The organism is Acinetobacter sp. CY17 (assembly GCF_059515825.1).
Map to the genome: position 1 here is coordinate 38166 of NZ_JCAKMX010000002.1, position 24185 is coordinate 62350.

Annotated in this window: 26 protein-coding genes and 1 tRNA gene; 14 read left to right on the forward strand and 13 right to left on the reverse strand. The window is 40.2% G+C overall.

Features of this window, described 5'->3' with window-relative positions; genetic code table 11:
• The first annotated feature begins 119 nt into the window (after positions 1 to 119).
• Together rpsB and tsf are read left to right on the forward strand one after the other, a co-directional pair.
• Positions 120 to 869, forward strand: coding sequence for a 30S ribosomal protein S2 (rpsB, locus tag AC5YCI_RS01650; protein WP_496128290.1), 750 nt, complete (start codon positions 120 to 122; stop codon positions 867 to 869).
• 141 nt (positions 870 to 1010) lie between these two features.
• Positions 1011 to 1892, forward strand: a complete 882-nt coding sequence (gene tsf / locus AC5YCI_RS01655) for a translation elongation factor Ts (protein ID WP_496128292.1) — start codon at positions 1011 to 1013, stop codon at positions 1890 to 1892.
• A gap of 63 nt (positions 1893 to 1955) precedes the next feature.
• Here the strand turns inward: tsf and AC5YCI_RS01660 are convergent, their stop codons facing one another.
• The 8 genes from AC5YCI_RS01660 to AC5YCI_RS01695 all read right to left on the reverse strand — a co-directional run bounded on the left by AC5YCI_RS01660 (position 1956) and on the right by AC5YCI_RS01695 (position 8810).
• A complete protein-coding gene (locus AC5YCI_RS01660; protein WP_496128293.1) occupies positions 1956 to 2621 on the reverse strand; it encodes a hypothetical protein in 666 nt (221 codons plus the stop codon).
• Between the two features lie 213 nt (positions 2622 to 2834).
• Entirely contained in the window at positions 2835 to 3290 is a 456-nt protein-coding gene (locus tag AC5YCI_RS01665; protein WP_496128294.1) for an Mpo1 family 2-hydroxy fatty acid dioxygenase, read from the reverse strand.
• A 102-nt stretch (positions 3291 to 3392) separates the two neighbouring features.
• The gene (locus AC5YCI_RS01670; RefSeq protein WP_496128295.1) at positions 3393 to 4004 is read right to left on the reverse strand and encodes a septal ring lytic transglycosylase RlpA family protein; all 612 of its coding nucleotides are present in this window, start codon (positions 4002 to 4004) and stop codon (positions 3393 to 3395) included.
• 271 nt (positions 4005 to 4275) lie between these two features.
• A complete protein-coding gene (gene mltB, locus AC5YCI_RS01675) occupies positions 4276 to 5283 on the reverse strand; it encodes a lytic murein transglycosylase B (protein ID WP_496128296.1) in 1008 nt (335 codons plus the stop codon).
• Positions 5284 to 5614: 331 nt separating this feature from the next.
• The gene (locus tag AC5YCI_RS01680) at positions 5615 to 6271 is read right to left on the reverse strand and encodes a hypothetical protein (RefSeq protein ID WP_496128297.1); all 657 of its coding nucleotides are present in this window, start codon (positions 6269 to 6271) and stop codon (positions 5615 to 5617) included.
• A gap of 21 nt (positions 6272 to 6292) precedes the next feature.
• Complete coding sequence (queF, locus tag AC5YCI_RS01685) at positions 6293 to 7105, reverse strand: NADPH-dependent 7-cyano-7-deazaguanine reductase QueF (protein ID WP_496128298.1); 813 nt, start codon at positions 7103 to 7105, stop codon at positions 6293 to 6295.
• Positions 7105 to 7878, reverse strand: coding sequence for an ABC transporter permease (locus tag AC5YCI_RS01690; protein WP_496128299.1), 774 nt, complete (start codon positions 7876 to 7878; stop codon positions 7105 to 7107). Before AC5YCI_RS01690 ends, queF begins: the two co-directional genes overlap by 1 nt.
• The gene (locus AC5YCI_RS01695) at positions 7875 to 8810 is read right to left on the reverse strand and encodes an ABC transporter ATP-binding protein (RefSeq protein ID WP_496128300.1); all 936 of its coding nucleotides are present in this window, start codon (positions 8808 to 8810) and stop codon (positions 7875 to 7877) included. Before AC5YCI_RS01695 ends, AC5YCI_RS01690 begins: the two co-directional genes overlap by 4 nt.
• 178 nt (positions 8811 to 8988) lie before the next feature.
• Between AC5YCI_RS01695 and AC5YCI_RS01700 the strand changes: the two genes are divergently transcribed.
• Positions 8989 to 9065 (forward strand) — tRNA-Arg (locus AC5YCI_RS01700).
• Positions 9066 to 9439: 374 nt separating this feature from the next.
• Complete coding sequence (locus AC5YCI_RS01705; RefSeq protein WP_496128301.1) at positions 9440 to 9652, forward strand: hypothetical protein; 213 nt, start codon at positions 9440 to 9442, stop codon at positions 9650 to 9652.
• Positions 9653 to 9689: 37 nt separating this feature from the next.
• On the opposite strand, the gene AC5YCI_RS01710 is transcribed toward AC5YCI_RS01705, so the two are convergent.
• The 3 genes from AC5YCI_RS01710 to AC5YCI_RS01720 all read right to left on the reverse strand — a co-directional run bounded on the left by AC5YCI_RS01710 (position 9690) and on the right by AC5YCI_RS01720 (position 11413).
• Complete coding sequence (locus AC5YCI_RS01710; RefSeq protein WP_496128302.1) at positions 9690 to 10040, reverse strand: hypothetical protein; 351 nt, start codon at positions 10038 to 10040, stop codon at positions 9690 to 9692.
• 257 nt (positions 10041 to 10297) lie between these two features.
• Positions 10298 to 10996, reverse strand: coding sequence for a putative quorum-sensing-regulated virulence factor (locus AC5YCI_RS01715; RefSeq protein WP_496128303.1), 699 nt, complete (start codon positions 10994 to 10996; stop codon positions 10298 to 10300).
• Positions 10997 to 11167: 171 nt separating this feature from the next.
• Positions 11168 to 11413, reverse strand: coding sequence for a hypothetical protein (locus tag AC5YCI_RS01720; RefSeq protein WP_496128304.1), 246 nt, complete (start codon positions 11411 to 11413; stop codon positions 11168 to 11170).
• A gap of 320 nt (positions 11414 to 11733) precedes the next feature.
• Here AC5YCI_RS01720 and glyA point away from each other — a divergent pair, with 320 nt between their 5' ends.
• From glyA to AC5YCI_RS01765, 9 genes are all read left to right on the forward strand, one after another.
• Positions 11734 to 12987, forward strand: a complete 1254-nt coding sequence (glyA, locus tag AC5YCI_RS01725) for a serine hydroxymethyltransferase (RefSeq protein WP_496128305.1) — start codon at positions 11734 to 11736, stop codon at positions 12985 to 12987.
• Positions 12988 to 13098: 111 nt separating this feature from the next.
• The gene (gene rnk / locus AC5YCI_RS01730) at positions 13099 to 13503 is read left to right on the forward strand and encodes a nucleoside diphosphate kinase regulator (RefSeq protein ID WP_496175133.1); all 405 of its coding nucleotides are present in this window, start codon (positions 13099 to 13101) and stop codon (positions 13501 to 13503) included.
• A gap of 134 nt (positions 13504 to 13637) precedes the next feature.
• Positions 13638 to 14603 carry a TauD/TfdA dioxygenase family protein gene (locus tag AC5YCI_RS01735; protein ID WP_496128307.1) on the forward strand — a complete coding sequence of 322 codons (966 nt, stop codon included), beginning with the start codon at positions 13638 to 13640 and terminating at the stop codon, positions 14601 to 14603.
• A gap of 100 nt (positions 14604 to 14703) precedes the next feature.
• Positions 14704 to 15360 (forward strand): Crp/Fnr family transcriptional regulator, encoded by a 657-nt coding sequence (locus AC5YCI_RS01740; protein ID WP_496128308.1) that lies wholly within the window; start codon positions 14704 to 14706, stop codon positions 15358 to 15360.
• Positions 15361 to 15434: 74 nt separating this feature from the next.
• Complete coding sequence (locus tag AC5YCI_RS01745; protein ID WP_496128309.1) at positions 15435 to 16238, forward strand: tellurium resistance protein; 804 nt, start codon at positions 15435 to 15437, stop codon at positions 16236 to 16238.
• A 2-nt stretch (positions 16239 to 16240) separates the two neighbouring features.
• A complete protein-coding gene (locus AC5YCI_RS01750) occupies positions 16241 to 17371 on the forward strand; it encodes a toxic anion resistance protein (protein ID WP_496128310.1) in 1131 nt (376 codons plus the stop codon).
• A gap of 1 nt (position 17372) precedes the next feature.
• Complete coding sequence (locus AC5YCI_RS01755; protein ID WP_496175134.1) at positions 17373 to 18290, forward strand: hypothetical protein; 918 nt, start codon at positions 17373 to 17375, stop codon at positions 18288 to 18290.
• Between the two features lie 137 nt (positions 18291 to 18427).
• Positions 18428 to 19993, forward strand: a complete 1566-nt coding sequence (gene ahpF, locus AC5YCI_RS01760) for an alkyl hydroperoxide reductase subunit F (protein WP_496128312.1) — start codon at positions 18428 to 18430, stop codon at positions 19991 to 19993.
• Between the two features lie 822 nt (positions 19994 to 20815).
• Entirely contained in the window at positions 20816 to 21349 is a 534-nt protein-coding gene (locus AC5YCI_RS01765) for a hypothetical protein (RefSeq protein WP_496128313.1), read from the forward strand.
• Between the two features lie 43 nt (positions 21350 to 21392).
• Here the strand turns inward: AC5YCI_RS01765 and AC5YCI_RS01770 are convergent, their stop codons facing one another.
• A complete protein-coding gene (locus AC5YCI_RS01770; RefSeq protein ID WP_122901339.1) occupies positions 21393 to 22172 on the reverse strand; it encodes a ferredoxin--NADP reductase in 780 nt (259 codons plus the stop codon).
• Between the two features lie 102 nt (positions 22173 to 22274).
• Between AC5YCI_RS01770 and tsaA the strand changes: the two genes are divergently transcribed.
• Entirely contained in the window at positions 22275 to 22985 is a 711-nt protein-coding gene (gene tsaA, locus AC5YCI_RS01775; protein ID WP_496128314.1) for a tRNA (N6-threonylcarbamoyladenosine(37)-N6)-methyltransferase TrmO, read from the forward strand.
• A 24-nt stretch (positions 22986 to 23009) separates the two neighbouring features.
• On the opposite strand, the gene AC5YCI_RS01780 is transcribed toward tsaA, so the two are convergent.
• Positions 23010 to 24023, reverse strand: a complete 1014-nt coding sequence (locus AC5YCI_RS01780) for a hypothetical protein (protein WP_496128315.1) — start codon at positions 24021 to 24023, stop codon at positions 23010 to 23012.
• Positions 24024 to 24185 lie beyond the last annotated feature (162 nt).

The window sequence follows — 24185 nt, forward strand, 5'->3', positions numbered from 1 at the left end:
TTTGTGCGATGGGGCACTAAAATCCGCACATATATCGACACATTTCTCTGGGTGCCTTTTTTAAAGGTGGAGAATGCGGATATATGGAGGCCTAACCCAAATCTTTAAGGTAAAAGAAAATGGCAGATTACAACGTAAGCATGCGCGACCTTCTTCAAGCAGGCGCACACTTTGGTCACCAAACACGTTTTTGGAACCCAAAAATGCGCGACTACATCTTTGGCGCGCGTAACAAAATTCACATTATCAACCTTGAGCACACTGTTCCTGCGTTAAATGATGCGTTGAACTTTGCTAACAACTTGGCTAGCAAAAAGAACAAAGTTTTGTTCGTTGGTACTAAACGTGCTGCTTCTGCAATCATCCGTGAACAAGCGCAACGCGCTGGTCAACCATACGTTGATCACCGTTGGTTAGGTGGTATGTTGACGAACTGGAAAACTTTACGTCAATCGATCAACCGTTTAAAAGACCTTCAAACTCAATCTACTGACGGTACTTTCGCTAAGCTGACTAAACGTGAAGCTTTAGAGCGTACTCGTGAGATGGAAAAACTTGAACGCGCTTTAGGCGGCGTTAAAAACATGGGTGGTTTACCTGACGCATTATTCGTAATCGACGTTGATCACGAAGCAATTGCAATCAAAGAAGCTAAAAACCTTGGTATTCCTGTAATCGGTATCGTTGATACAAACTCTAACCCAGACAACGTAGACTACGTTATTCCGGGTAACGATGATGCGATCCGTGCAGTAACACTTTATGCTTCTGCTATGGCTGACGCGATCCTTGCTGGTAAAGAATACGCTCAAACTCAAGCAAATGCGCAAGCAAAAGCTGAAGACGTTAAAGAAGCTCCAGAGGCTTAATGCGTTGACGCGAGCTTGTCATTTTTGCGACATGTGATGGTGGCATAGTAAGCGTTATGTATGCAGACGGCCCATGAGTATCCTCTGGGCCGTTTCTGTTCCAAACAAGAATACATTTTCTACCGAATTTAGGAGATTCACATGACTGCTATTACTGCAAGCATGGTAAAAGAATTGCGTGATCGTACTGGTCTTGCAATGATGGAATGCAAAAAAGCGTTAACTGAAGCTGGTGGCGACATTGAGCTTGCAATTGACAACCTTCGTAAATCAGGTCAAGCAAAAGCGGCTAAAAAAGCAGGTAACATTGCGGCTGATGGCGCGATCACCATTGCTCAAGAAGGCAACAAAGCGCTTCTTTTAGAAGTGAACTGCCAAACTGACTTCGTTGCTAAAGACGAAAACTTTGCTGGTTTCTCTGCGAAAGTTGCTGCGGCTGCCCTTGCTGCAAACGTAACTGAAGCTGCTCAAATCGCTGAACTTAAACTTGAAGATGGTTCAACTGTTGAAGAAGCGCGTATTGCACTTGTTCAAAAAATCGGTGAAAACATCCAAGTTCGTCGCGCAACAATCGTTGAAGGCGACAACCTTGCAGTTTACAAACACGGTTTAAAAATCGGTGTTGTAGTTGCATTCGCTGGTGATGCTGCGACTGGTAAAGGTATTGCAATGCACGTTGCTGCGTTCAACCCAGTTGCTGTAACTGAAGCTGACGTATCTGCTGAGCTTATCGCGAAAGAGAAAGAAATTGCTGAAGCAAAAGCAATTGAATCTGGTAAGCCTGCTAACATCGTTGAAAAAATGGTGACTGGTTCAGTTCAAAAGTACTTAAACGAAGTTGTACTTGAGAACCAAATGTACGTAATCGACAACGACAAGAAAGTTGCTGACGTACTTAAATCAACAGGTACTACAGTTGCTCAATTCGTTCGCTTCGAAGTAGGTGAAGGTATTGAGAAGAAAGCAGAAATGAGCTTCGCTGACGAAGTTGCTGCTGCTCAAGCGGCGGCTGCTGCGCAATAATTTTTACCTTTAGGTAAAAGTTAAAAAAAGCCCCAAATTTTGGGGCTTTTTTTATATAGGGTGTTAAAGTTTACCCACTAAATGCGCAAATTGATGATGACTATAATCATCACTTAAAAATAGACGTACTTGTGGTACAGAATAAGCCTCTTCAAATAAAAACGTTAAATCTTGTAAAGCACTTGGTTGTGCATGGCTTAAAATAAATTGGAACTTATGCGGATGCATAATCGCAATCACATTAAAACCATTGCGTAAGATTGTATTGAGTAAATTCTCAACAATCACCACAGTCAATTCTAAAACATCATCGCTTGGTTCAAAATAAAAAGACTCTACTTGGTCTAATTCAAGATCTTCATCATATTGTAGCAAGATCAGTTCATCTACAGCATTGTCAGAGGGTATTGTTTCTTGTTCGATAAAATCAGAGAAGGCTTGTTCTTCTTCATGTAATTGCTCAAAAAAATCGTAAACTTCATCTAAAGTTTGATCAATGTCAATTGGCTTTTCCAACACAGATAAAAAATTTAATTTGAGATCAAAGGCATTGGCCCAATCGCGGTAATCACAATCAATCACATATTCGTGCGCAATAGGATATTCACTCAACCATGTTTCAAACCATGCATCACTACTTTCGTGCACATCAATTTGTGGGAAATCATGCGGCTGAAGTTTAGGAAAAATATAGATGAGTAAATCGCGGAGTAATTGACTTGGGTGCATAGTACAAAATGGTGAGGAGGGCAGTCTCTACTATAGAAGATTTTGCATAATAAAGCAGCAACCCATCGGTACGGCGTATAAGTGCAAACACCTATGGTGAGCTTAAGTCGAGTTTTTAAAGTTATGGAGCTAAATTTAAGCCTAAAAAGAGCGAATTAACTTTAATTTCCCTATCAAATGGTTCACTTTGGTTGTGAAAACCGATAACACGCCCTAAATGTGCACCATTTGCGATTTTTGACGTGTTTTCCATTTAAAGCTAGCTTTGCCTAGAAAAGTGTCAAGGCACCAAATAGGGCCAATCAGGAGGAATTGGAGGTCTTTAAAAAAAGATGGTTTTTTACCTTCTACCTGATGACCATAAAACTGTCCAATCCATGCCAAAATAAACACAGTCATATAAACCGCTAATCCGAAAGGTAGGCGATGAATTAAGACAACGATGACTAAATTAAGCACAGCCATGGCACAAGCCAAAACCACATCTAAACGAGCATAAAACATAAAGCTTAATACTAAAAGTACACAAGCCAATAGCCAACTAAAGTGAGCCACAATCGCCACGATGGCAAAATAGATACTAGGTACGCAGAGCCAATGGATTTTTTTATTGAAAGGATTTTGGTGGCTTTGGTTATATTCGGAAAACCAATCTTGTAATGTGCGCATACTGACTTCCTGTCATCAGAGATTGAATAACATAGCACTGACCAAAATAAAAAAGCCACAATAACTGTGGCTTTTTTCGATCAAATGTAGCAGCAACACTGATTAAGAGTTAGGACCATCGACACGCTCAATGCTGACTTTGCCTACACCTGCACTGGTAATTCCCAGTTGCTTGGCTGCACCATAAGATAAATCTAGTACACGATTACCATGGAATGGGCCACGGTCATTCACTTTCACAATCACGCTCTTACCATTAGTTTTGTTGGTCACGCGGATATAACAGTTCAGTGGTAAACTACGGTGTGCTGCAGTTAAAGCATTCATATCAAAAGTTTCGCCGCTCGCTGTTTTGCGACCATGGAATTGACGACCATACCAAGACGCCATACCTGTTTGGCTAAACTTACGTACAGTGTTAGATGCCACAGTATTTAACTTTTCAATCACTGAAGGCTCTTCAGCAGGAATATCAATTTTAGCAGCGATGGTTTGACGACGAACTTGGTCACCTGAACGCTCAGTGATTGAAAGGCTATTTAAATTAGAAAAATGATGATTGAAGTCTTGAGCTTCTTTATTGAGTACACGTGCCGCTAAACGAGTGGTATCTGGATCATTTTTTAGTGATGATGATTGAACCATATCTGCTTGTGATTGACTCAGGACGAAGATACTACTGAGGGCTAAAATATATTTAAACGATGAATGCATAAAAACTCCTATATCAATAATTTGCCAGTGTAGAGGCGGGCAAATCTGGTGATAAATTCATGTTTGCAACTACATTTGACAGCAAGGATAATATTCATGCGCTCTACAAAGTGTCTAGAGCTGATACCAAAATAATGAGAAAAATTACGAAAAAAGCGGTTTTTATGGTTAATAATTATACAATATTGTAACAATTTATTTAAAATGCCGATATTTTGCGCAAAATGATCAAAAAAATTGTTGACTTTTTTGCTATGAATTAAAGCTAGTCTTAACGACTAGCTACTTCATTGCCTAATTGCCATACAGCAGTGGCATACATACGGCTCTTGTTGTAGGTGGTAATCACTTGGAAATTTGGGTAAGTGATGTAATAGCTCGGGCCATAATTTTCCTGTAATTGAATCACATTGACTAAATCTAAATTATCAATGCGTACCAAGGGGTTAAGCGGTGCAATGCCTTGATTTTTGAGCACACCATACGGTGTTGGCTGAGTTAAATCTTTGGCAATGACTTGATCTGGTGTCTGACCACTATAGCGTGCGGCAAAAGCAATCGGTTGATTACGCTGCCAACCATGTTGAGCGAGGTAATTTGCAATCGAGCCAATGGCATCTACAGCAGAATCGCGTAAATCAATATGACCATTGCCATCGTAATCAACACCAAATTTTGGAATATTGCTTGGCATAAATTGTGGATATCCAATGGCACCGGCATATGAACCCTGAATAGAACTGGTTGCGACGCCTTCTTTATAGCTAAATGCAATTAAAGCCCCGAGCTCATCTTGGAAATACGCAGCACGGCGGGGGTAGCCAAAGGCAAGGGTAGCAAGGGCATCACGGGTCATTAAATTGCCTTTATTGGCCCCATAACCGGTCTCTACCCCTAAAATGCCCAAGATAATTGACTGTGGGACACCAAACTGTTGCTCAGCACGATTTAAAGTATCTGCATATTGCTGTTTAAAACGCACTCCGCGGGCAATGGTGCTTTCAGCTAAAAAGTTGGTTTTATAGCTATACCAAGGTTTACTTTCACCTGGACGATTCATGATTTCGATAATATTAGGACGATTACGGCTGCCATTCATAGCCCAATCAATTTGCTGCTCACTGAGACCATAACTACGCATGGTTTTTTGTTTAAAGCTGGCATATTCAGGATGCGCTTGAAAGTCGTTGGCTTGGCTACTCAAACTGGTGAGTGACAAGGCTGCACCTATCAGCGCTAAGCTTTGTAATTTTTGATTGAAACGAAATTTTAACGTCATGTTAAAGTCCAAAAACTGACTACTGGAAAGGAAGTGCAAGATCATCCAAAACAAAATTGGTTATTAGAGGGTGTCTTGCACGGGCTTAACATAGCATTACCGTCCATAGACAACACAAAAACCAATACAAAAGCTTACAAAACCAACTTCTTATTGCAGGATCACCTTATTGTACGTGATTTAAAATTAAATAAAAATCAGAACCCTAAGGCAGATTATATTATCTCGACTACATTGCTTGATCCCACTGGATGTGCCAGAACCACAATATGCTAGTGCCCACAGAGTGGCACATATAAGGCCTATAAAAAAACCAGCCGAAGCTGGTGTTTTATGATTTGGAATGTAATAGCAGGAGATGATAATTGGCCAGTAGTTTCAACTCATTACGGTTTAAATTCATAATGATTTTATCAAGCGCAATATAGATGGCTTTTAAAAGTGTACTGCTTGCACTATCAAGGGTTTTGGCTTTTAACATGTCTAACTCTAGGGTTTGACTAAAATTGGTTAAAAAATGCCGCACGATTGCTTCGGCCCATTGCTTGTAGGTTTCAGCTAGCGCTGCTTGATGAACACGTTCGCCGGCTTGAATGTGCACCAAGCTCTGCTGCAAATTGGTGAATAAGCGTGGGTCTAAACTAAAACCGACTCGATATTGTTGATCTGCCGATTTAAATAAGCTTTGCCCATAAAACTCAATTGAGGTTTTTGCAATTTTGTTGGGGGCATCACTCCAGATAGACTGAAGTAAGGTCACCACACTGGCTTTTAAATATCGTGCCAGTTTTAAGCCGGTTTCACTTTTATCGCTACTCGGGAATTGCTTCATCAAATCAATCAGTAAAATGGTTAAGATTTCCTCATTGATGCTAAGTGCAATTTCATTACGAATAGGGGTTAATGCCTCACCTGAATTTTTAACTCTTAAACCATAGTGCATGGTCTCAAGTAATTCAGTTGATGGAAGAAAGCCAAACTTCGCCATTACAAAAACCTCAGCGTGTATTTATTGACGCGCAAGACGAATTGGGCTCACCAACCAATCTGCATGAGAGGCACGACATGGATTAATGTCTAAACCACCACGACGGGTGTAGGTTGCATACACCATAAGTTTATTGGGGCTTAAATTTTGCCAAATATCCGCATAAATTTGCTCCACACATTGCTCATGAAAGCCATTATGCTGACGATAAGAAATAATGTAGGCCAATAAACTGGCTTGGCAAATTTTGCGACCTTGATAACGGATAAATACTGTTCCCCAGTCAGGCTGACCGGTGACAGGGCAGTTACTGCGCAGCAGATGTGAGTATAAGCTCAGTTCAACTTCTTCCTCACTGGCATCGAATGCTAAAAGAGTCGCATCGGGATGGTGTTCTAAGCGCGTGGGTTGTTCCTGATCTATACAAATCCCTTGTGGCTTAGTTATCTCGAGTTCATCAACATGAAACAGATCAATACCAACGGCTGCACCTGCAGCCTTGGATAAATCTTGTTCGACTGTGGCTTTAAACTCAGCTTGAGATGCAAAAGTCGTGAAGTTCATACTATTAAAGTAGAGCTTTAATGATTTTGACTCAATTAAGTTAGGAGACGTCGCAGGGAGAGTTAAGCGACCAATGGCCACTTGCGGCACACCATTGGGATTAAGCCAAGAAATTTCAAACACATGCCACCAATCCTGACCTTGACGAATTCCAGCCACATGCGCGTATTTTTCACGTGCAGTTTCGCGGGCAATTGGAAACAAAATATCAGGTTGATATTGGGTTGGGTATTGGGTGTCTTTACCCAAGAGAGATTGTTCTACACTCATTATTCACGCATTCCTGAACCACGAGAAAGTAAATAGTAAGCTGTTGCATATAAGCCTGCACAGCATAAGGTAATAATGGTTAAAGAAATGCCAACATTGACATCACTATGCCCCAAAATACCAAAACGGAAGGCATTGACCATGTATACAACAGGATTAATTAAAGATAAGTTTTGCCAAAATGGGCTAAGCGCGCTAATGGCGTAAAACACACCGCCTAAATAAGTTAAAGGGGTGAGGACAAAGGTTGGGATAATCGAAATATCATCAAACGATTTGGCATATACTGCATTAATGAAGCCACCTAATGCAAATAATAGCGATGTAATGAGCACCGTATAAATGGTCACAAACCAATTGCTAATATACAGGTCGGTAAAGAATAGACTCATGGCAGTCACAATCACCGCAACCAATAAACCGCGGCAGACCCCGCCTAACACATAACCCCATAAAATCAGGTGCAGTGGAATTGGGCTCATGATCAATTCTTCAATGCTTTTTTGGAACTTGGCACTAAAGAAACTAGAAGAAACGTTGGCATAACTGTTGGTAATCACCGCCATCATAATTAAGCCAGGCACAATAAACTGCATATAGCTAAAGCCGCCCATATCACCAATACGTGAACCCACTAAATTACCAAAGATCACGAAATACAGACTCATGGTAATGGCAGGTGGTAGTAAAGTTTGCGGCCAAATACGCATAAAGCGACGAATTTCTTTTCTTAATAAGGTGAAGAAGGCGATACTGAGTTGGTTAAAGTTCATTGGGCATCCTCAGCGAGATTTTTTTCCACCATTTTCACAAACAGCTCTTCCAGACGATTGGATTTATTACGCATACTACGAACTAAAATGCCTTGAGCTTGCAGTAACTCAAACAAGTCATTCATGCTATGGGCTTTATCTAAAGTCACTTCTAAAGTGACAGGATCAATTAAGTTAAATCGTACGCCAATAATTTCAATTTGCGGCGCGCTAATGGGTTCAGCTAAATCAAAAACAAACGATTCTTCATTGAGCTGATTCAAAAAGCTTTTCATGCTGGTATCTTCTTTAATCACACCACGATCAATAATCGCAATACGACGACATAACATTTCAGCTTCTTCTAAATAGTGCGTGGTTAAAATAATTGATGTGCCTTGGCTGTTGGCTTCGTTTAAAAACTCCCACATCGAGCGACGCAGCTCAATGTCGACACCTGCAGTAGGTTCATCCAAAATCAGCAGTTTAGGCTCATGCATTATGGCACGTGCAATCATTAAACGACGCTTCATTCCCCCCGAGAGCATACGTGCTTGGGTATTACGTTTATCCCAAAGACCTAATTTTTCAAGGTACATTTCAGCACGTTGTTCAGCCACTTTTTTGGCAATACCGTAATAGCCGGCTTGGGTGACTAAAATATCAAAGGTTTTTTCAAAATGGCCGAAGTTGAATTCTTGCGGTACCACACCCAAGTTCTGTTTGGCATGTGAAGGGTGAGTTTCTAAATTATGACCAAAAATTTCTACCGTACCACCAGTTTTTTTGGTTAAGGAGCTAATAATACTGATGGTTGTCGATTTGCCTGCACCGTTGGGGCCAAGGAGTGCATAAAATTCACCTTCAGGCACATCTAGATTAATCCCTTTTAACGCTTGAAAACCGTTGCGATAGGTTTTGGACAAGTCTCTTAACGTCAAAGCATCAGTCATGAAATTCTCATATACGAAATAATGTGCGTATTGTGAGCGATAAGAACGATGAAACCAAGCACCAGCAACAGAATTTAGCATTGCAAATACAGAACATTGTTTAAAGCATAGACATAAAAAGCAAGAATATTGAGAGAGTTGCTTTACCTTGTGTATTTTTTTGCTATGATGTGCACGCGCGCTTGTAGCTCAGTTGGATAGAGTGCAGGTTTCCGAAGCCTGAGGCCGTGGGTTCGATCCCCGCCAAGCGCACCATTTTCTCTCTCGCCTCTGTTGTAGGTACCTTGAGTTGTACTCATAATTTAAATAAAGCTTCAATTTAGAATCTGTATGATGATTTTTGCTTAAATGTTAAGCATACTTGCCAAGCCAAACATTCAGTTTTATAGTCAACTTACAGTAGGTCGTTAAGACGCTACTTCTTAGTTGGACGGATCAATGACAGCTCGTTGAGTCTCAAGTACATACTTTAGGTATGCCACTAGACAATAAATCAGCACTAGCCTTCCAACACAGAGCCCGCTCCGCGGGCTTTTTTAATATTCCCTTTTGCAGTGATGCAGGCATAAATAAAAATTAATGGCGATGTTTTGTTTAATTTTAAACACTATATTTTCGGAGCATGACCGATGCCTATGCTACAAATTACATTACAAGATCAATTTGATCAGCGCCATTTGGCCAGCGCCTTTTTAAAAACAATTCCTGAACCATGTCATGCTGCCAATATTGCGCGCCATGTTGAGCATGTGGTGGTGGGTAATGAATTGTTGTTGCCTAGCATTGAGTTCCTATTTAGTAGTGATTTGTCCCCGAATATTTATCGTATTGTCGATGAATAAAAAAAGCCCACTGAGGTGGGCTTTTTATACTGAAGGGCTAAGCTTGCACTAGACGTACATCAACGTCATATTTGGCAAACTCTTCAATGATTTGGTTTAGCGCTTGTTGGCCAATTGCATCGTCGCTCGTGACAGAAATTTCTTGCATATTTTGGCTGTTATAACATTCGATTTGTTGAATTAACCATTGTTCGCGATTACCTGAACTTTGAATAATCACCCGTCGGGGTTGTAAGGCTTCGCTGAGCTGGCGTGGTAAGACATAGGTAATCGCCAATTCAATCTGTTGTATTTGCTCTTTAGGACTTAAAAAGGTAATCACCCAATTGCCGACTTTACTTAAATACATTGGATTATCACAAGCATCAAAGACAAGATAATTACGCATTAGATGTGTCCAGCGAAAAGGATGACTATATGAAAAATGCTGTATGTCGCGTTATGCACTAAAGTGGTAGAGCAGTGTATAGTTTTCACATTTTAACGAAGGTTAAATGCGTTTATTTTTATTTTTATTTTTTATATCAAGCACTTTTTTATTTTTATAATTTTTTTATTAAGAACAAAAACAAATCAATTAACATAAAAAGACTATAAGGCAAGTCTATAAAAAATTGGCAAGACCGCGGCCTTGCCAAATAAATTTTATAAAGTCTGAATATTTTGACTTTCTAAAGCCTTGCGTAGATAGGGATCTAGATCAGTTTGACGCAATAACCATTGTACATAATCGCTTGGTAAGTCGCAGATAGCACTGCCTTTATGTTTGCCAAAATTTAAGCTACGTGGAATGCGGGCATCTTCAGAAATCTGATACAGCTCTTCTAAGCTTTGAATATTGAGATGTTGAATGACTTGGTTAAGAATATTGGCGGTTAAAATAATATCCATATCAGCACGATGGGCTTTTTTAATCATGTCACGCGCTTTACTGCTGCCTTTACTAATCATGTAAATTAAGGCGGAAATGTTATGTGCTTCTGCATCTGGCCAGACACGTCGTGCTAAGGCGAGGGTACAAATGGCCTTGATATGACTGGTATCTACACCGCATTTTTCAATGGCACGTAGGTCGTAATCAATATTATGTCCAATCATATAGACCGTGTCTTGAGGCAAGCGGAAGCTGGTATAATGCGGTTGACCTTCTAAATCGCTCTCAAGGATGTGATGGACTGCCATGGCTGCATAGGAAATCGGTTCATCAACGCAATACAGTTGATCAAAAATTTGACTTTTATCTAGACTGAGTTGACCTTGATGAATATCGATAGGCGCATAAGCAATCTCAATCGGTTGTCCATTTAAGGTATGGGTTTCGGTATCGAGAATAATGGCGTGCATGTGCGATCCTAAGGCAATGGGCTAAAAGGGCAATCTACCTGATACGCTTTGAACAATAAAGGCTTTTTAAGGTTGAATTTTCACTTTTAACGCTGCTGCATCTTGTTTAAGGGCTTCATTGGATAAAATCCCTTTATATAAATGTAAGGCAATTTCATCTTCGCTATCGACTCATTGAATGGGATGAATGCCATCGCGGTATTCAAAAATCGCAATGGGCATGTGATCTGGATCGAGGAGTAAAAAGCGCTGTTGTTTAATCGCAATCTCATACGCTGGAAAGGTCTGTTTGAGTAAACGTAAAAACACGCTTTGATTGGCTGAGAGTAAATTCAGCTCACCAATACGATCACTGTCTTTTTGATGTATGGCTTTTAAATATAGGCGCGTTGTTGCTGCGTGGTAGACACGGTGCACAGTAGGGTGAGGTGCTGCGTTTTGGGCGGCCTCTTAAAAATAGCCTAAGATAAAACCAAAAATTAAACATAGAAAGGCAAGTATTCGACACCTTGAAGATTTGGCTTTGAGTTAAAAAATATACGATTGTGGTAATATTGAAAATCTCTAAAGGCTTTTCAATAAGTTGATTTTACTAAAGTCACGATTTTTTTTAACCTAAAAGGCCAAATTTTATGTAAAAGTCGGCCAACTAGCTGCGCTAAATTTGAAAACTTCATGCTACAATACGCGCCAATCTTAGCACGGCTTAAAAGCCCTAATTTAATAGGACCTCGCTAATGTTTGCCAATATCTCTATTGCTGAATTTGACCCAGAATTAGCTCAAGCAATCTCTAACGAAGATGCTCGCCAAGAAGCGCACATTGAGTTAATCGCTTCTGAAAACTACTGCTCTAAAGCAGTCATGGAAGCACAAGGCTCAAAACTTACAAACAAGTATGCTGAAGGCTACCCAGGCAAACGCTACTACGGCGGCTGCGAATATGTAGATGTCATTGAACAATTGGCAATTGACCGTGCTAAAGAACTCTTTGGTGCTGATTACGCTAACGTTCAGCCTCACGCTGGTTCACAAGCCAACTCTGCAGTTTACTTAGCGCTTTTAAACCCAGGCGATACCGTTTTAGGTATGAGCTTAGCGCACGGTGGTCACTTGACTCACGGTGCTAAAGTAAGCTTCTCTGGTAAGACGTATAACGCTGTTCAATACGGTTTAAACCCAGAAACAGGTGAGATCGACTACGAAGAAGTTGAACGTTTAGCGCTTGAGCACAAGCCAAAAATGATCGTTGCCGGTTTCTCTGCGTACAGCCAAATTGTTGACTGGAATCGTTTCCGTGAAATTGCAGACAAAGTAGGTGCTTACCTATTTGTTGATATGGCACACGTTGCAGGTTTGGTTGCAGCTGGCGTTTACCCAAGCCCAGTACAAATTGCTGACGTAACCACGACAACAACACACAAAACACTTCGTGGCCCACGTTCAGGTTTAATCCTTGCGAAAGCCAACGAAGAGATTGAGAAAAAACTTCAATCTGCAGTATTCCCAGGTAACCAAGGTGGTCCACTTGTTCACGCTGTAGCGGCTAAAGCAATCTGCTTTAAAGAAGCAATGGCGCCTGAATACAAAGAATACCAACAACAAGTTGTGAAGAATGCACAAGCAATGGCTGAAGTGCTTATCGAACGTGGCTATGATGTTGTTTCTGGCGGTACGAAAAACCACTTATTCCTATTGTCTTTAATCAAACAAGACATTACAGGTAAAGAAGCAGATGCTTGGTTAGGTGCAGCTCACATCACTGTGAACAAAAACTCTGTACCAAACGATCCACGTTCTCCATTTGTAACCTCTGGTATCCGTATTGGTACACCAGCAGTTACAACACGCGGTTTTGGCGAAGCTGAAGTACGTGAACTTGCTGGTTGGATCGCTGACATCTTAGATGCCAAAGGCGACGAGGCTGTTATTGCTGCAGTAAAAGAAAAAGTTGCTGCTGTATGTGCAAAATTCCCTGTTTACGCTAAATAAGCTTAAACTTGAGAAAAGCCCCCTCAAGGGGGCTTTTTTTATGGTCACGAGAAAAGCACATGCTGTGACTTTTCTGCTATAACTGAAGTAAAGCCAAATTGAGAATAAAACATGCAAAAACCACAAATTATTATTTCTGAACAAGATCTCAATCGTTTAGAAACAATGTTGGAACATCAACAGCAATTGACCGCAACCATGCAGCATTTAGAAGAGGAGTTAGCACGTGCCACAGTAGTTGCTCCACAGGACGTACCTAGCAATGTGGTGACGATGAATGCACGCGTGTTAATTAGCCTTGGCGACATAAATGAACCTACAGAAGTGGTTTTGGTTTATCCACATGATTTTAAAGGTGAAACCAATCAAGTCAACGTGATCGCGCCTATTGGTGCAGCCATTTTAGGTTTAAGTGAAGGACAAAAAATTCAATGGCCGCAACCCGATGGTCAGATCATGCAGGTGAAAATTGAAAAAGTACTCTTTCAACCAGAGCGTGAAGGTGATTTTTTATAATTCAATGTTGCTGGAGTGACTGTTGTTTCGTTGCAAAGATTAGCGATTATTAGCTTAAGATTTGTCAAATTTTTGACAGAAATTTAAATACGCTTACGGCAATCTCATGTCTAACACCATCAATGCATCAGAACATGAGGAACAGCGCCGTGAGCCAAAACTATCAGCCAACATTTAACTATCAATATATTCAGGTCCGTCCAGTGAGTGGGCGTACTGGAGCAGAAATTTCTAATATCCGTTTAGGTGGTCATTTAAGCTCAGAAGTTGTGACTGAGCTCAACCAAGCTTTATTACAATATAAAGTCATATTTATTCGAGGTCAGCAACATTTAACTGATCTAGAGCAAGAAGACTTTGCCCGTTTGCTCGGTGAACCTTCTAATCATCCAAGTGTGCCACTAAAAGATGGGACAGCGCATACCTTAGCGATTGATTCACGTGGGGGGCGTGCAGATTCTTGGCATACCGATATTACTTTCTTGGCCAATTATCCCAAGGCGACCATTTTACGTAACGTCATTGCACCTCAAGTAGGGGGAGATACTGTATGGGCCAATACTGCAACTGCCTACGCGTATTTACCTGAAGCGTTAAAATTATTGGCAGAGGGTCTACGCGCGGTACATAGCAATGATTATGACTATACTGGTCGTGTGTCAGCGCAAAACCTTGAACAGCGTCAAATTTTTACCACAGCTGTAGAAATTGAAACTGAACATCCTTTGGTGCGAGTGCACCCGGAAACTGGTGAAAAAACTTTAGTGCTGGGTCATTTCTTTAAGCGCTTTGTTGGATTTAATTCACGTGATTCACGTCGTTTATTTGAATTATTTCAAGAGCATATTACAGAATGGGAAAATGTGGTGCGTTGGCAATGGGCCGAAGGGGATGTAGCGATTTGGGACAATCGTGCTACGCAGCACCGTGCCATCAATGACTATGGCGATGAATTGCGTGTTGCCACTCGAGTAACCCTTGCAGGGGATGTGCCAGTCGGTGTGGATGGTCGCCCAAGTGAAACCTTAAAACACATTGTGAACCAAGATATTTCAGAACTGCGTGCAGAAGGCGGTAAAATTTATAAAAAAGTCTCTTAAGCCACAGCATCAACCATGCTGAACTTAGCATAAATAATCGTTTTTCTCGACATGAAAAAAAGACCTAATATTTGATATTCGGTCTTTTTTTTATACGGCTATGCGTCAACAAGATTTACACACCCTGTGTCAAAGCGACCCTGTTTTACAGCATTTACAGTTATCCAAGGCTTGGGATCAGCTACAGATCAGTACTTTTGTGCCTGAGCAAGGTTTAGACTTAGCTGAGCAAGATGTTTATTTTTTAATACGTGGCTACATTAAAATGGGCCATTTAGATACTGAGGGTAATTTGCATATTGCTCAATATCTACAAGGACCTAAAGTATTTAACTTGATTGCCTGCTTAGAGAAAAAAGCATTGTATTATGATTATTTTGCTATGAGCTCAGCACAGCTGCTTAAAATTCCCCAAGCCGTGTTTTTACAACAGTTACAGGATAATCCGGCCTTAAAAAATGCAGTCTTTGACTTATTAAGCTCACGGCTATGGCAAAGTGTTGAGGCACAGCGTTATCAGGTGGCAGGTACCTTCAAACAGCGCATCGCTTATCAACTTCTTAAATTACATGAACAGCAAACAGCCAAGGGTGATATTAAAATTAGTCAACAACAATTTGCCGATCTCTTACAGGTATCGCGTCAAACCCTACATAAGCAATTAGGTGTATTTCTTCAGCTTGGCTTCATCGAATGGCGTTATCATCGAGTCAAGATTTTAAATCTGAGTGCTTTAGCAGAGTGGGCGAGCTGGTAAAAATTGCAAAATGCAACATAAAAGCTCACTTAAACCACGTAGTATCAAAGAGTAGTGTTTGGGGGGAGCTTCGTATGGCATATTCACAGCAATTTACGCCTTTATCAGACATTGAGGTTGAGCAGCAAGAACTTTTAGCCATTAAACGGCATGATTTAGTGCCGATGTTACATGATCAAGCACAGCTCAATCGTTACGCTGAGCGTTTGGTACAGGCACAGGCCGTATTACTCAATAGCATTGATCCCAAACTCACGCAAGATTTAAGTCAAAGTATTCAACAGCTGATTCAGGCGCTTAATCAATCCAAAAAATACATGCAAAAAAAACGTTTTAATCGCTTGCAACGTTGGTTGGGCAGTGACCTAGATTATGCCTCTAAACAAATTGCCTATTATAAAAATTTAGAGCGTTTAGTGGCCCGTAGCCATACCTTAAGTCAACAGCTTGAAATTGAAATTCAAAAGTCTGAGTCACGCTATCGGCAGCTGATGGGTTTACGTGAGCAAATGGCGAAATACATTTTGGCGGCAAAGCAATTTTTAATTGAATATCCGGATTTTATTCAGCATCAACATCCGCTCGATCAGTTTTCGCAGCGTTTATCCAAAAAAATTAATACTTTGGAAACGTTGCAAAGCAGTAATGATATTGCCATGCAACAAATGTATCTCAGCCAGCAATTGGCATTTAGCTTACTCGATCGCTTTAAAGAAGCAGAACAGGTGTTATTACCAGCTTGGCAATATCATTTGCAACAAAGCCAAAATCAATATGTTACAGAAAGTAGTCAAGCCCTTGATGCAAGCCGCAATAGCCTGATTAATACTTTAAAGCATGCTTTAGAACATGCATCACCACCTTCACATTCGAGGTAAATATGACTGATTCTCAAAAACCTGCAGTTGTAACCGCGACCGAACAGGATTTTCAGCGCTTAAATTTAACCGAGTTGGGTCTAAAAGACAGCGACTTTGAGGCTGTGTTGCAGGCACGTGCTGAATTAGACGAGATTGATCAGCATAGTGTGGCAGAATATGGCAAAAATATTGCTAGCCAAACCGCACATTATACCGATGAGTTACTCAGTTTAGTGCAAAATAAAGATTTAGACGAAACTGGGCAAAAGCTTAACCAAGTAGTACAAGTGGCTCAGCAGCTCAATACCAGTAGTATTATCAATCCGCAAAAGAGTCGTGGCTTTTTAGGGGGATTATTCAATAAAATCAAAGGTGCTAAACAAAGTTTTGATCAAAACTTTGATCATACCAAAGCGCAAATTGATCGTTTAGTTACTGAAATTGAAACTTCACAAGGTGGGTTGCAGCAGCGTGTGACCACTTTAGATCATATGTTTAATGGCGTGCAGGATGAATATAAACAATTGGGGGTTTATATTGCAGCTGGGCAACTTAAGCAACATGAGTTACAACAGCAAATTGCTGCCTTGAATTCCCAACCTGCAGAGCCTAAAGTGACCCAGCAGATTTATGATTTAAATCATGTGGCCAATAATTTAGAAAAACGTGTCAGTGATTTGCAGATTTTGCAACAGTCAGCTATGCAAACTTTGCCGATGATTCGTATTATTCAATCGAATAATTTAATGTTGGTCGATAAATTTTATGCGATTAAAAACATTACTTTACCGGCTTGGAAAAACCAAATTAGTTTAGCCATTTCCTTAAATGAGCAGAAAAATAGTGTGCAATTGGCCAATGCGATTGATGACGCCACCAACGAGCTATTGCGTCGTAACGCAGAGTTGCTACACCAAAATTCAGTCGATACCGCGCGTGCCAATCAGCGTTCTGTGATTGATGTAGAAACCTTGGAATATGTGCAAAATAGCTTGATTAAAACTGTAAATGACGTGATTGAGATTCAAAAACAAGGGGTGCAAAAACGTGCTGAAGCCAGTACACGCCTACGTCAGTTACAGCATGATTTAGATAATTTAGTGCGTCAATCGAGTCCAAAGCTGGAGCAGCAATCCTCAAAGGAGGCATAAGTTGAGTAAGTTTGCCCATGCGATCATGCCAGAAAGCCAAGTAGAAACTGGCTTAAGGCAGTTAAAAAAGCGCCAACGCAATTTTCTATGGCTATGTTTACTCAGCAGTAGCATGTTTATTGTGTTGTTAATGGCTGGATTTTTGCAGCAGGATTTAGTGGCTGGTTTTTTTGGGCTGACATCTGAAGTAGAGCAACTACATATTCCTGTGTCGGCTCAGCACTTGACCTTGATGGGCCAAGAGCAAGATTATTTTATCAGTCTACTCAGTTGGTTTGGTTGGCTGATTTTGAAAGTCTGCGTGTCGTTTATAGGTGCATTTTTTGTGGTATATCTACTCAAAAAAATCCGCTTTTTCTACCTGCATTTTCAGTCTTTTGTCATTAAGTTTGTGGGGTGGTTGATTGCTTTTATGCTACTGTGGTCAGGCTTAACCTACGTGCAGTATGACCTGCGTGATGAGCAAGATCAGGCGTATACTGCACTAACTCAGTATGCTCAGAATATAAATGAAAGTGTAATGTACCAAGAATTAAATGCCAGTCAGACGCCTGCTACAGTACAAGCTTATTTATTGGCACAAACCGCATTATTGCATCAACCTGCTGATAAAGCAGCAGCTCAACCTTATGTGGCACACTTAATTCAGGCAGAGCAAGATAATCCGCAATTTAACCAGTATGGTTTTAAAACTGAACAGTTATGGAGTATGCAACAGCAGCTTTACGGCAACAGTATGAGTGCAAGTACACATGCCTTGGCAAGCCAAGTACACAAAATGCAAGCCATTAATCAACAACTACGTGTCGGGTTAATTGTGTTGGCTGGGCTGAGTTTGGCTGTAAGTATATTATTTTGGTTATTCAGCCAGTATTTTGCGCGGCGCAGTCAGCAAATTAAGCAGCGTATAGAAAATTAAGCTTAAAGCCCAAAATAAAATTTTGGGCTTTAATTTAAAAAAACGATTAAAATTATAAAAACTAACTGTTTTACCTTTTTTAAGTTTTTCTCTATGATGGCCTTAACAACACATTTACTCCTTTGGAGACGTTAGCAATGTTAGATCAAAATACTCAAGCGCAATTAAAAGCTTTATTAGAACGCCTTGAAGGCCCAATTGAATTAGTTGCAGCCCTAGACGATTCAGATAAATCAGCCAAAATCAAAGAATTGGTTGAAGAAGTTGCGGCATTATCCAACTTGGTGACTGCACGTTTTGATGGTCAAAACAAACGTGTCCCAAGCTTTGGTATTGCTAAAGCAGGTGAAGCGCCGCGGGTATTCTTTGCCGGTTTACCAATGGGCCATGAGTTCACATCATTGATTCTAGCGTTGCTACAAACCTCTGGTTATGCACCTAAAGTGTCGGATGAAGTTTTAGCTTCAATTAAGGGCTTAGGCGTACAATCTGACTTTGATGTATTTGTATCTTTAAGCTGCCATAACTGCCCAGACGTGGTTCAAGCATTAAACCTGATTGCTATTTATAACCCAGGGACAACAGCCACCATGATTGATGGTGCATTCTTCCAAGACGAAGTAGAAGAACGCAAAATCATGGCGGTACCGATGGTATTCCAAGACAACCAACACATTGGTCAAGGTCGTATGACTTTGGAAGAGATTGTTGCAAAATTAGATACCAACTCTGCGGCTAAAGATGCTGAAAAGTTAAATGCTAAAGATGCTTTTGATGTCTTGGTCATCGGTGGCGGTCCTGCGGGCAATACCTCTGCGATCTATGCTGCACGTAAAGGGATTAAAACTGGTATCGTGGCGGAGCGTATGGGTGGTCAGGTCATGGACACCATGGACATCGAAAACTACACTTCGATTCAAAAAACCCAAGGTCCAAAGTTTGCAGCTGAAATGGAAGCACACGTTCGTGAATATGGCGTGGACATCATGAACTTGCAACGTGTAGCTGACATCAAAGGTGCTGACGAGACTGCCAACGGCTTAGTTGAAGTAACACTTGAAAACGGTGCCAAACTTGAATCGAAAACTGTCATCTTATCTACAGGTGCACGTTGGAGAGAAATGAATGTACCGGGTGAGCAAGAATACAAAACCCGTGGTGTAGCCTACTGCCCACACTGTGACGGCCCACTGTTCAAAGGCAAACGTGTTGCGGTGATTGGTGGTGGTAACTCAGGTGTAGAGGCAGCAATCGACCTTGCAGGTATTGTTGAGCATGTGACTTTGGTTGAGTTTGATACCAAACTGCGTGCTGACCAAGTGCTTCAAGACAAGTTAAACAGCTTACCAAACACAACTGTGATCAAAAATGCCTTGTCTACCGAAGTGGTGGGTGATGGTTCACAAGTGACTGCACTGAAATACAAAGACCGTGCAACGGATGTTGAACATACTGTTGAGCTTGCAGGGATCTTTGTACAAATTGGTTTGTTACCAAACACAGATTTCTTAAAAGAAACGGCTGTAGAACTTTCAAACCGTGGTGAGATTGTGATTAACGAACGTAATGAAACCAATGTCAAAGGTGTATTTGCTGCGGGTGACTGTACCACAGTGCCTTACAAGCAAATCATCATTGCCACAGGTGAAGGCGCTAAAGCATCGCTGTCTGCATTTGATTATATTATCCGTTCTGGTCAATAAGAGAATAAGGTCAGTGTGTCCCCAAGCACACTGACCTCTTCACAAGTTTATAAGTTTTATATTCTTGTTTTATAGGAACTTTGGATGCTAACACCCGAGTTCCTTTTTTTATTATCAGCCCCCTTTAATTTTTCATCCTTATATTGGTGCTTAGTGTTGAGCAGCTTAGGTTATGGATGCTGAGTGCGAATAGCATAAATAAAGGCATATAAAAATTATGGGTTTATTGTAAGGCTTTTTTATTTAGATTCAACCTAGTAAAACACTCAAGATTATTTGCCAAAAAAGACTATATTTTTAATTAAAATGTGAAATATCTTTTAAAAAACCTATAAACAACATTATTTTAATTTATTTTTATTTGCATAAAAAAACCTGATAAATATTTATTTACAACAGTTAACAATTTACCAGAATGAGGCGAATTGATTAAAAATATTGGTATTTAGTATGCATAGAAATTCGGAAAAGTATGTTCAAAAGCACAATCAAACTATTACTGCTAGGCAGCAATGCCAAAGTACAACTCAACGCATATTAATGGGGGATATCATGAAAAAATGATGTTTTTGAACCCTTGTCAGTTTAATCATAAGCGCTGGTGCTTCTATAGTACCTCTTATGATGCAAACGCAATGATAGGCATCTTGAAATGTCGAATGTGGCTTTATCGTGGGTGGTGGGGCAAGTTGTGTCGGTTTTGCCAACCAACAAGGGCGACTACGCTAATCAAATACCTCAGCCAAATTTTTTAGCGAGCTCATATCAACACTCAAGTTTAAAAGATAGATTTCATTTTAACTTCATCACAGGTGGGTATAATTGAAAAGTCATTTGATTAAAATATTAAAACTGGACTCAATTATGTACATTCAGAACTATATAACAAAATTATTAACGGTTTTATGCTTAACGGCATGCAGCAGCGCTATAACTGCGCAAACCCTTACGCCTCTAGATGTGGCTATTGTGGGGGATTGGTCATGTACGGAAGCCATGGACTATATGGGTTATGATGCGAAAAGCCAAATGCAATGGTCTTTTCAGAAAAATCAACAACAGCGACAGAAAACTGTTTCTACCCTTGAAAATGAACGAGAAAAAGCACAATTTAACTATGAGATTCAGGCGCGTTGGCACTTAGAGGGTATGAAACTAATCTTGGATCAATATGATGTAAAAAAATTCAGCACAGATCATCCTGAGCTTGAAGCCAAAGTGAATTTAAAAGCAGCTTTAGCTGATCCAGAGCCAATGGAGCTGAAAATCAAAACATTAACAGCAAATGAGATGCTACTCAACTTAATGATTTTTGATATGGAAGTGGAAGAATTTTCTATCGTCTGTAAAAGATAAAAAAACCGCGCGAAATGCGCGGTTTTTTTATAGAAAAATAAAATTATTTTTCAACGAATGCACGTTCAATCACGTAGTCACCTAGAACACCCATACGTGGTGATTCTTTAAGACCGTGTTGGTCAAGAAGTGCAGCCACATCGTCAAGGAACGCAGGTGAACCACATAACATGGCACGGTCAGTTTCTGGGTTAAAACGTGGTAAACCGATTTTCTCAAACAAAGCGCCAGTTTCAATGGCAGTCGTTACACGACCTTGAGTATGGAAATCTTCACGGGTTACAGTTGGGTAGTAAACCAGTTTTTCTTTCGCGCCTAATTCGCCAAAGAATTCGTGATTTGGAATTTCATTTTCAATTAAGTCTTGATATGCCAATTCTGAAACAAAACGTGTACCGTGAACTACGATAATTTTTTCGAAACGCTCGTAAGTTTCTGGATCACGAATTGTTGATAAGAATGGTGCAAGACCTGTACCTGAAGAGAGAAGGTATAAGTTTTTACCTGGGTTTAAATCATCCAGTACCAAAGTACCTGTTGGTTTTTTAGAAACCAAGATTTCATCGCCCACCTTAACTTTTTGTAAAATAGAAGTTAATGGACCATCTGGCACTTTAATTGAGAAGAATTCTAACTCTTCTTCATAGTTTGCACTGGCAATTGAGTAGGCACGCATTAACGGCTTGCCATTGACTTCAAGGCCGATCATCACAAACTGACCGTTTTTAAAACGAAGAGCTTGGTCACGAGTCGTTTTAAAAGAAAATAAAGTGTCATTCCAGTGGTGGACATGAGTAATCTTTTCGACGTTAAAAGCAGCCATTAAAGGTCTCAATAAATTATCAAATTAGAACAGGTTGCTATTCTAATCTAAAATCATTCTCGATAAACTGAATATATTTAATTGAGCTTATCAGAAAAAGTGATGACGACGACTTTAACTTTGCCGATTATCGGCTATATGCGCTCTCCTTACCAAGAGAAATTTGGGATTCCGCGGCAGCCAAATTTGGTTGAGGTAGAATCTTATATTGAAATGAACGGCCCTTATAATGATTTAAATGCTTTTGTGGGTATTGAAGAATTTAGCCATCTTTGGTTGGTGTGGCAGTTTCATGATAATAAAAATCAACAAGATAGCGCTAAATTTCGTCCACAAGTTCGTCCACCCCGTTTAGGCGGTAATCAAAAAATTGGGGTGTTTGCTAGCCGTAGTATGTATCGTCCTGCTCCTATTGGTTTATCGGTGGTACGGCTTAAAAAGGTTGAAAAAGTGGGTAAACATGTACGTGTTTACGTGGTGGGAAGTGATCTATTAAATGGCACCCCTATTGTAGATATTAAACCTTATATTCAATATTCAGATGCAGTTATAGATGCAAAAAGTGCTTATGCACAGGATGAGCCCGTGCGTAAACAAGTTATTTGGTTGGAAAATGCACAAATTTCACGTGATGAATTAGTGAAAAAGGGAATAATTAATCTACAAAGCTGTCAAGAGCTTGAGCAGGTTTTAGCGCTTGACCCACGTCCTGCCTATCAAGATGATCCTGAACGCATCTATGGCATGAGCTTTGCTAACTTAAATGTACGTTTTAGTGTAAATGAAAATCAAGTCAGCATACACGCGCTTTAGTACGTATATGCTGATGTTGTCATTTTAGTAATTTACATGCGCAAAAATATAATCTGCTGCAGTTTTATTGTAGTAAGTACAGCCTTCAGCGATTTGGTCGATTAATTCTAAACGCGCGGCTTTTTCGGCAGCAGTTAAATCGAACTGTTGTACCTGCTGACGCTTTTGTTCTAAATCATCTGCCACTGAATATTCAATACCTTTTTCATTGTATTCACTCCAGTAATAACCGTTTTCGTATTCTGTGTAGCCCCAAGTATTGTTGCCTGTGTTGATGTAAGAGGTAGTGTTCATATAATTGAACTTTAAGATATTTGGATTAGTACCATACTGCTTGGCATAGTCAAGAAAACCTTGCTGATTTCGTTCATATTCTATATCAGCCACAATATAGGCTTGATTATTGGCAGAAGCCTGTTTTTGCAGGCACATTGAGCCTTGCGGGAATTTCAATTTTTGTAAGGCTTGCAGTGTATTTAAATCTTGTACAGAAATATTGCGTTTCAGCTCATCCAAACTCAGCGAGTTTAATTCCCAATTCAGTTCAGGTTGTAAACGTGGCAGAAGACTATTGCCGCTAATATCTATTTTTTTGACGTAGTTGATAAATTCTAACTTTTCTTTGCCAAGTGTGGAACGTAAACGAATGGTCATTGCCTCATCGGTGATGGTGCCTGAACCATATTCATAACCATATTTGCCTTTGGGTAAATCATGTGCCTTATAAACAGCATCTTCAGTCAAATACATGGCATCGCCATTTTCAAGCGTATAGAACTTACCATCGCTGAAAGACAACACATTGCGATACAGTTCAAATTCGCGTAATTGGCTCGATGATGCATGGTTTTCTTCAAGTTCAATAAGATGCCACTGCTGTAGTGTGGTATTTGGCTTTGGTTGTGTGGGCTGTTTTGGATTTTCAGGTACGGGGCTTGGAGGAGTCGTTGGGGATTCGGTACTCGAAGAACCACCACCGCCACCACAAGCGCTGAGTAACAAGGCGCTGATACACAGCGTGAGAATTTGAACTTTCATGATTTACCCCAAAACTTAAATAAAAAGTATTGGCTATTTTTACATCATTTTTTTTATGTGAATATGGCAATAAATGTGTGTTTTACTTGCGCATTTATATGGCCAATCTAAGGTAGAAATAGTCGGGGCTTAGGAATTTTTGTTATATTAACCCTATGATTG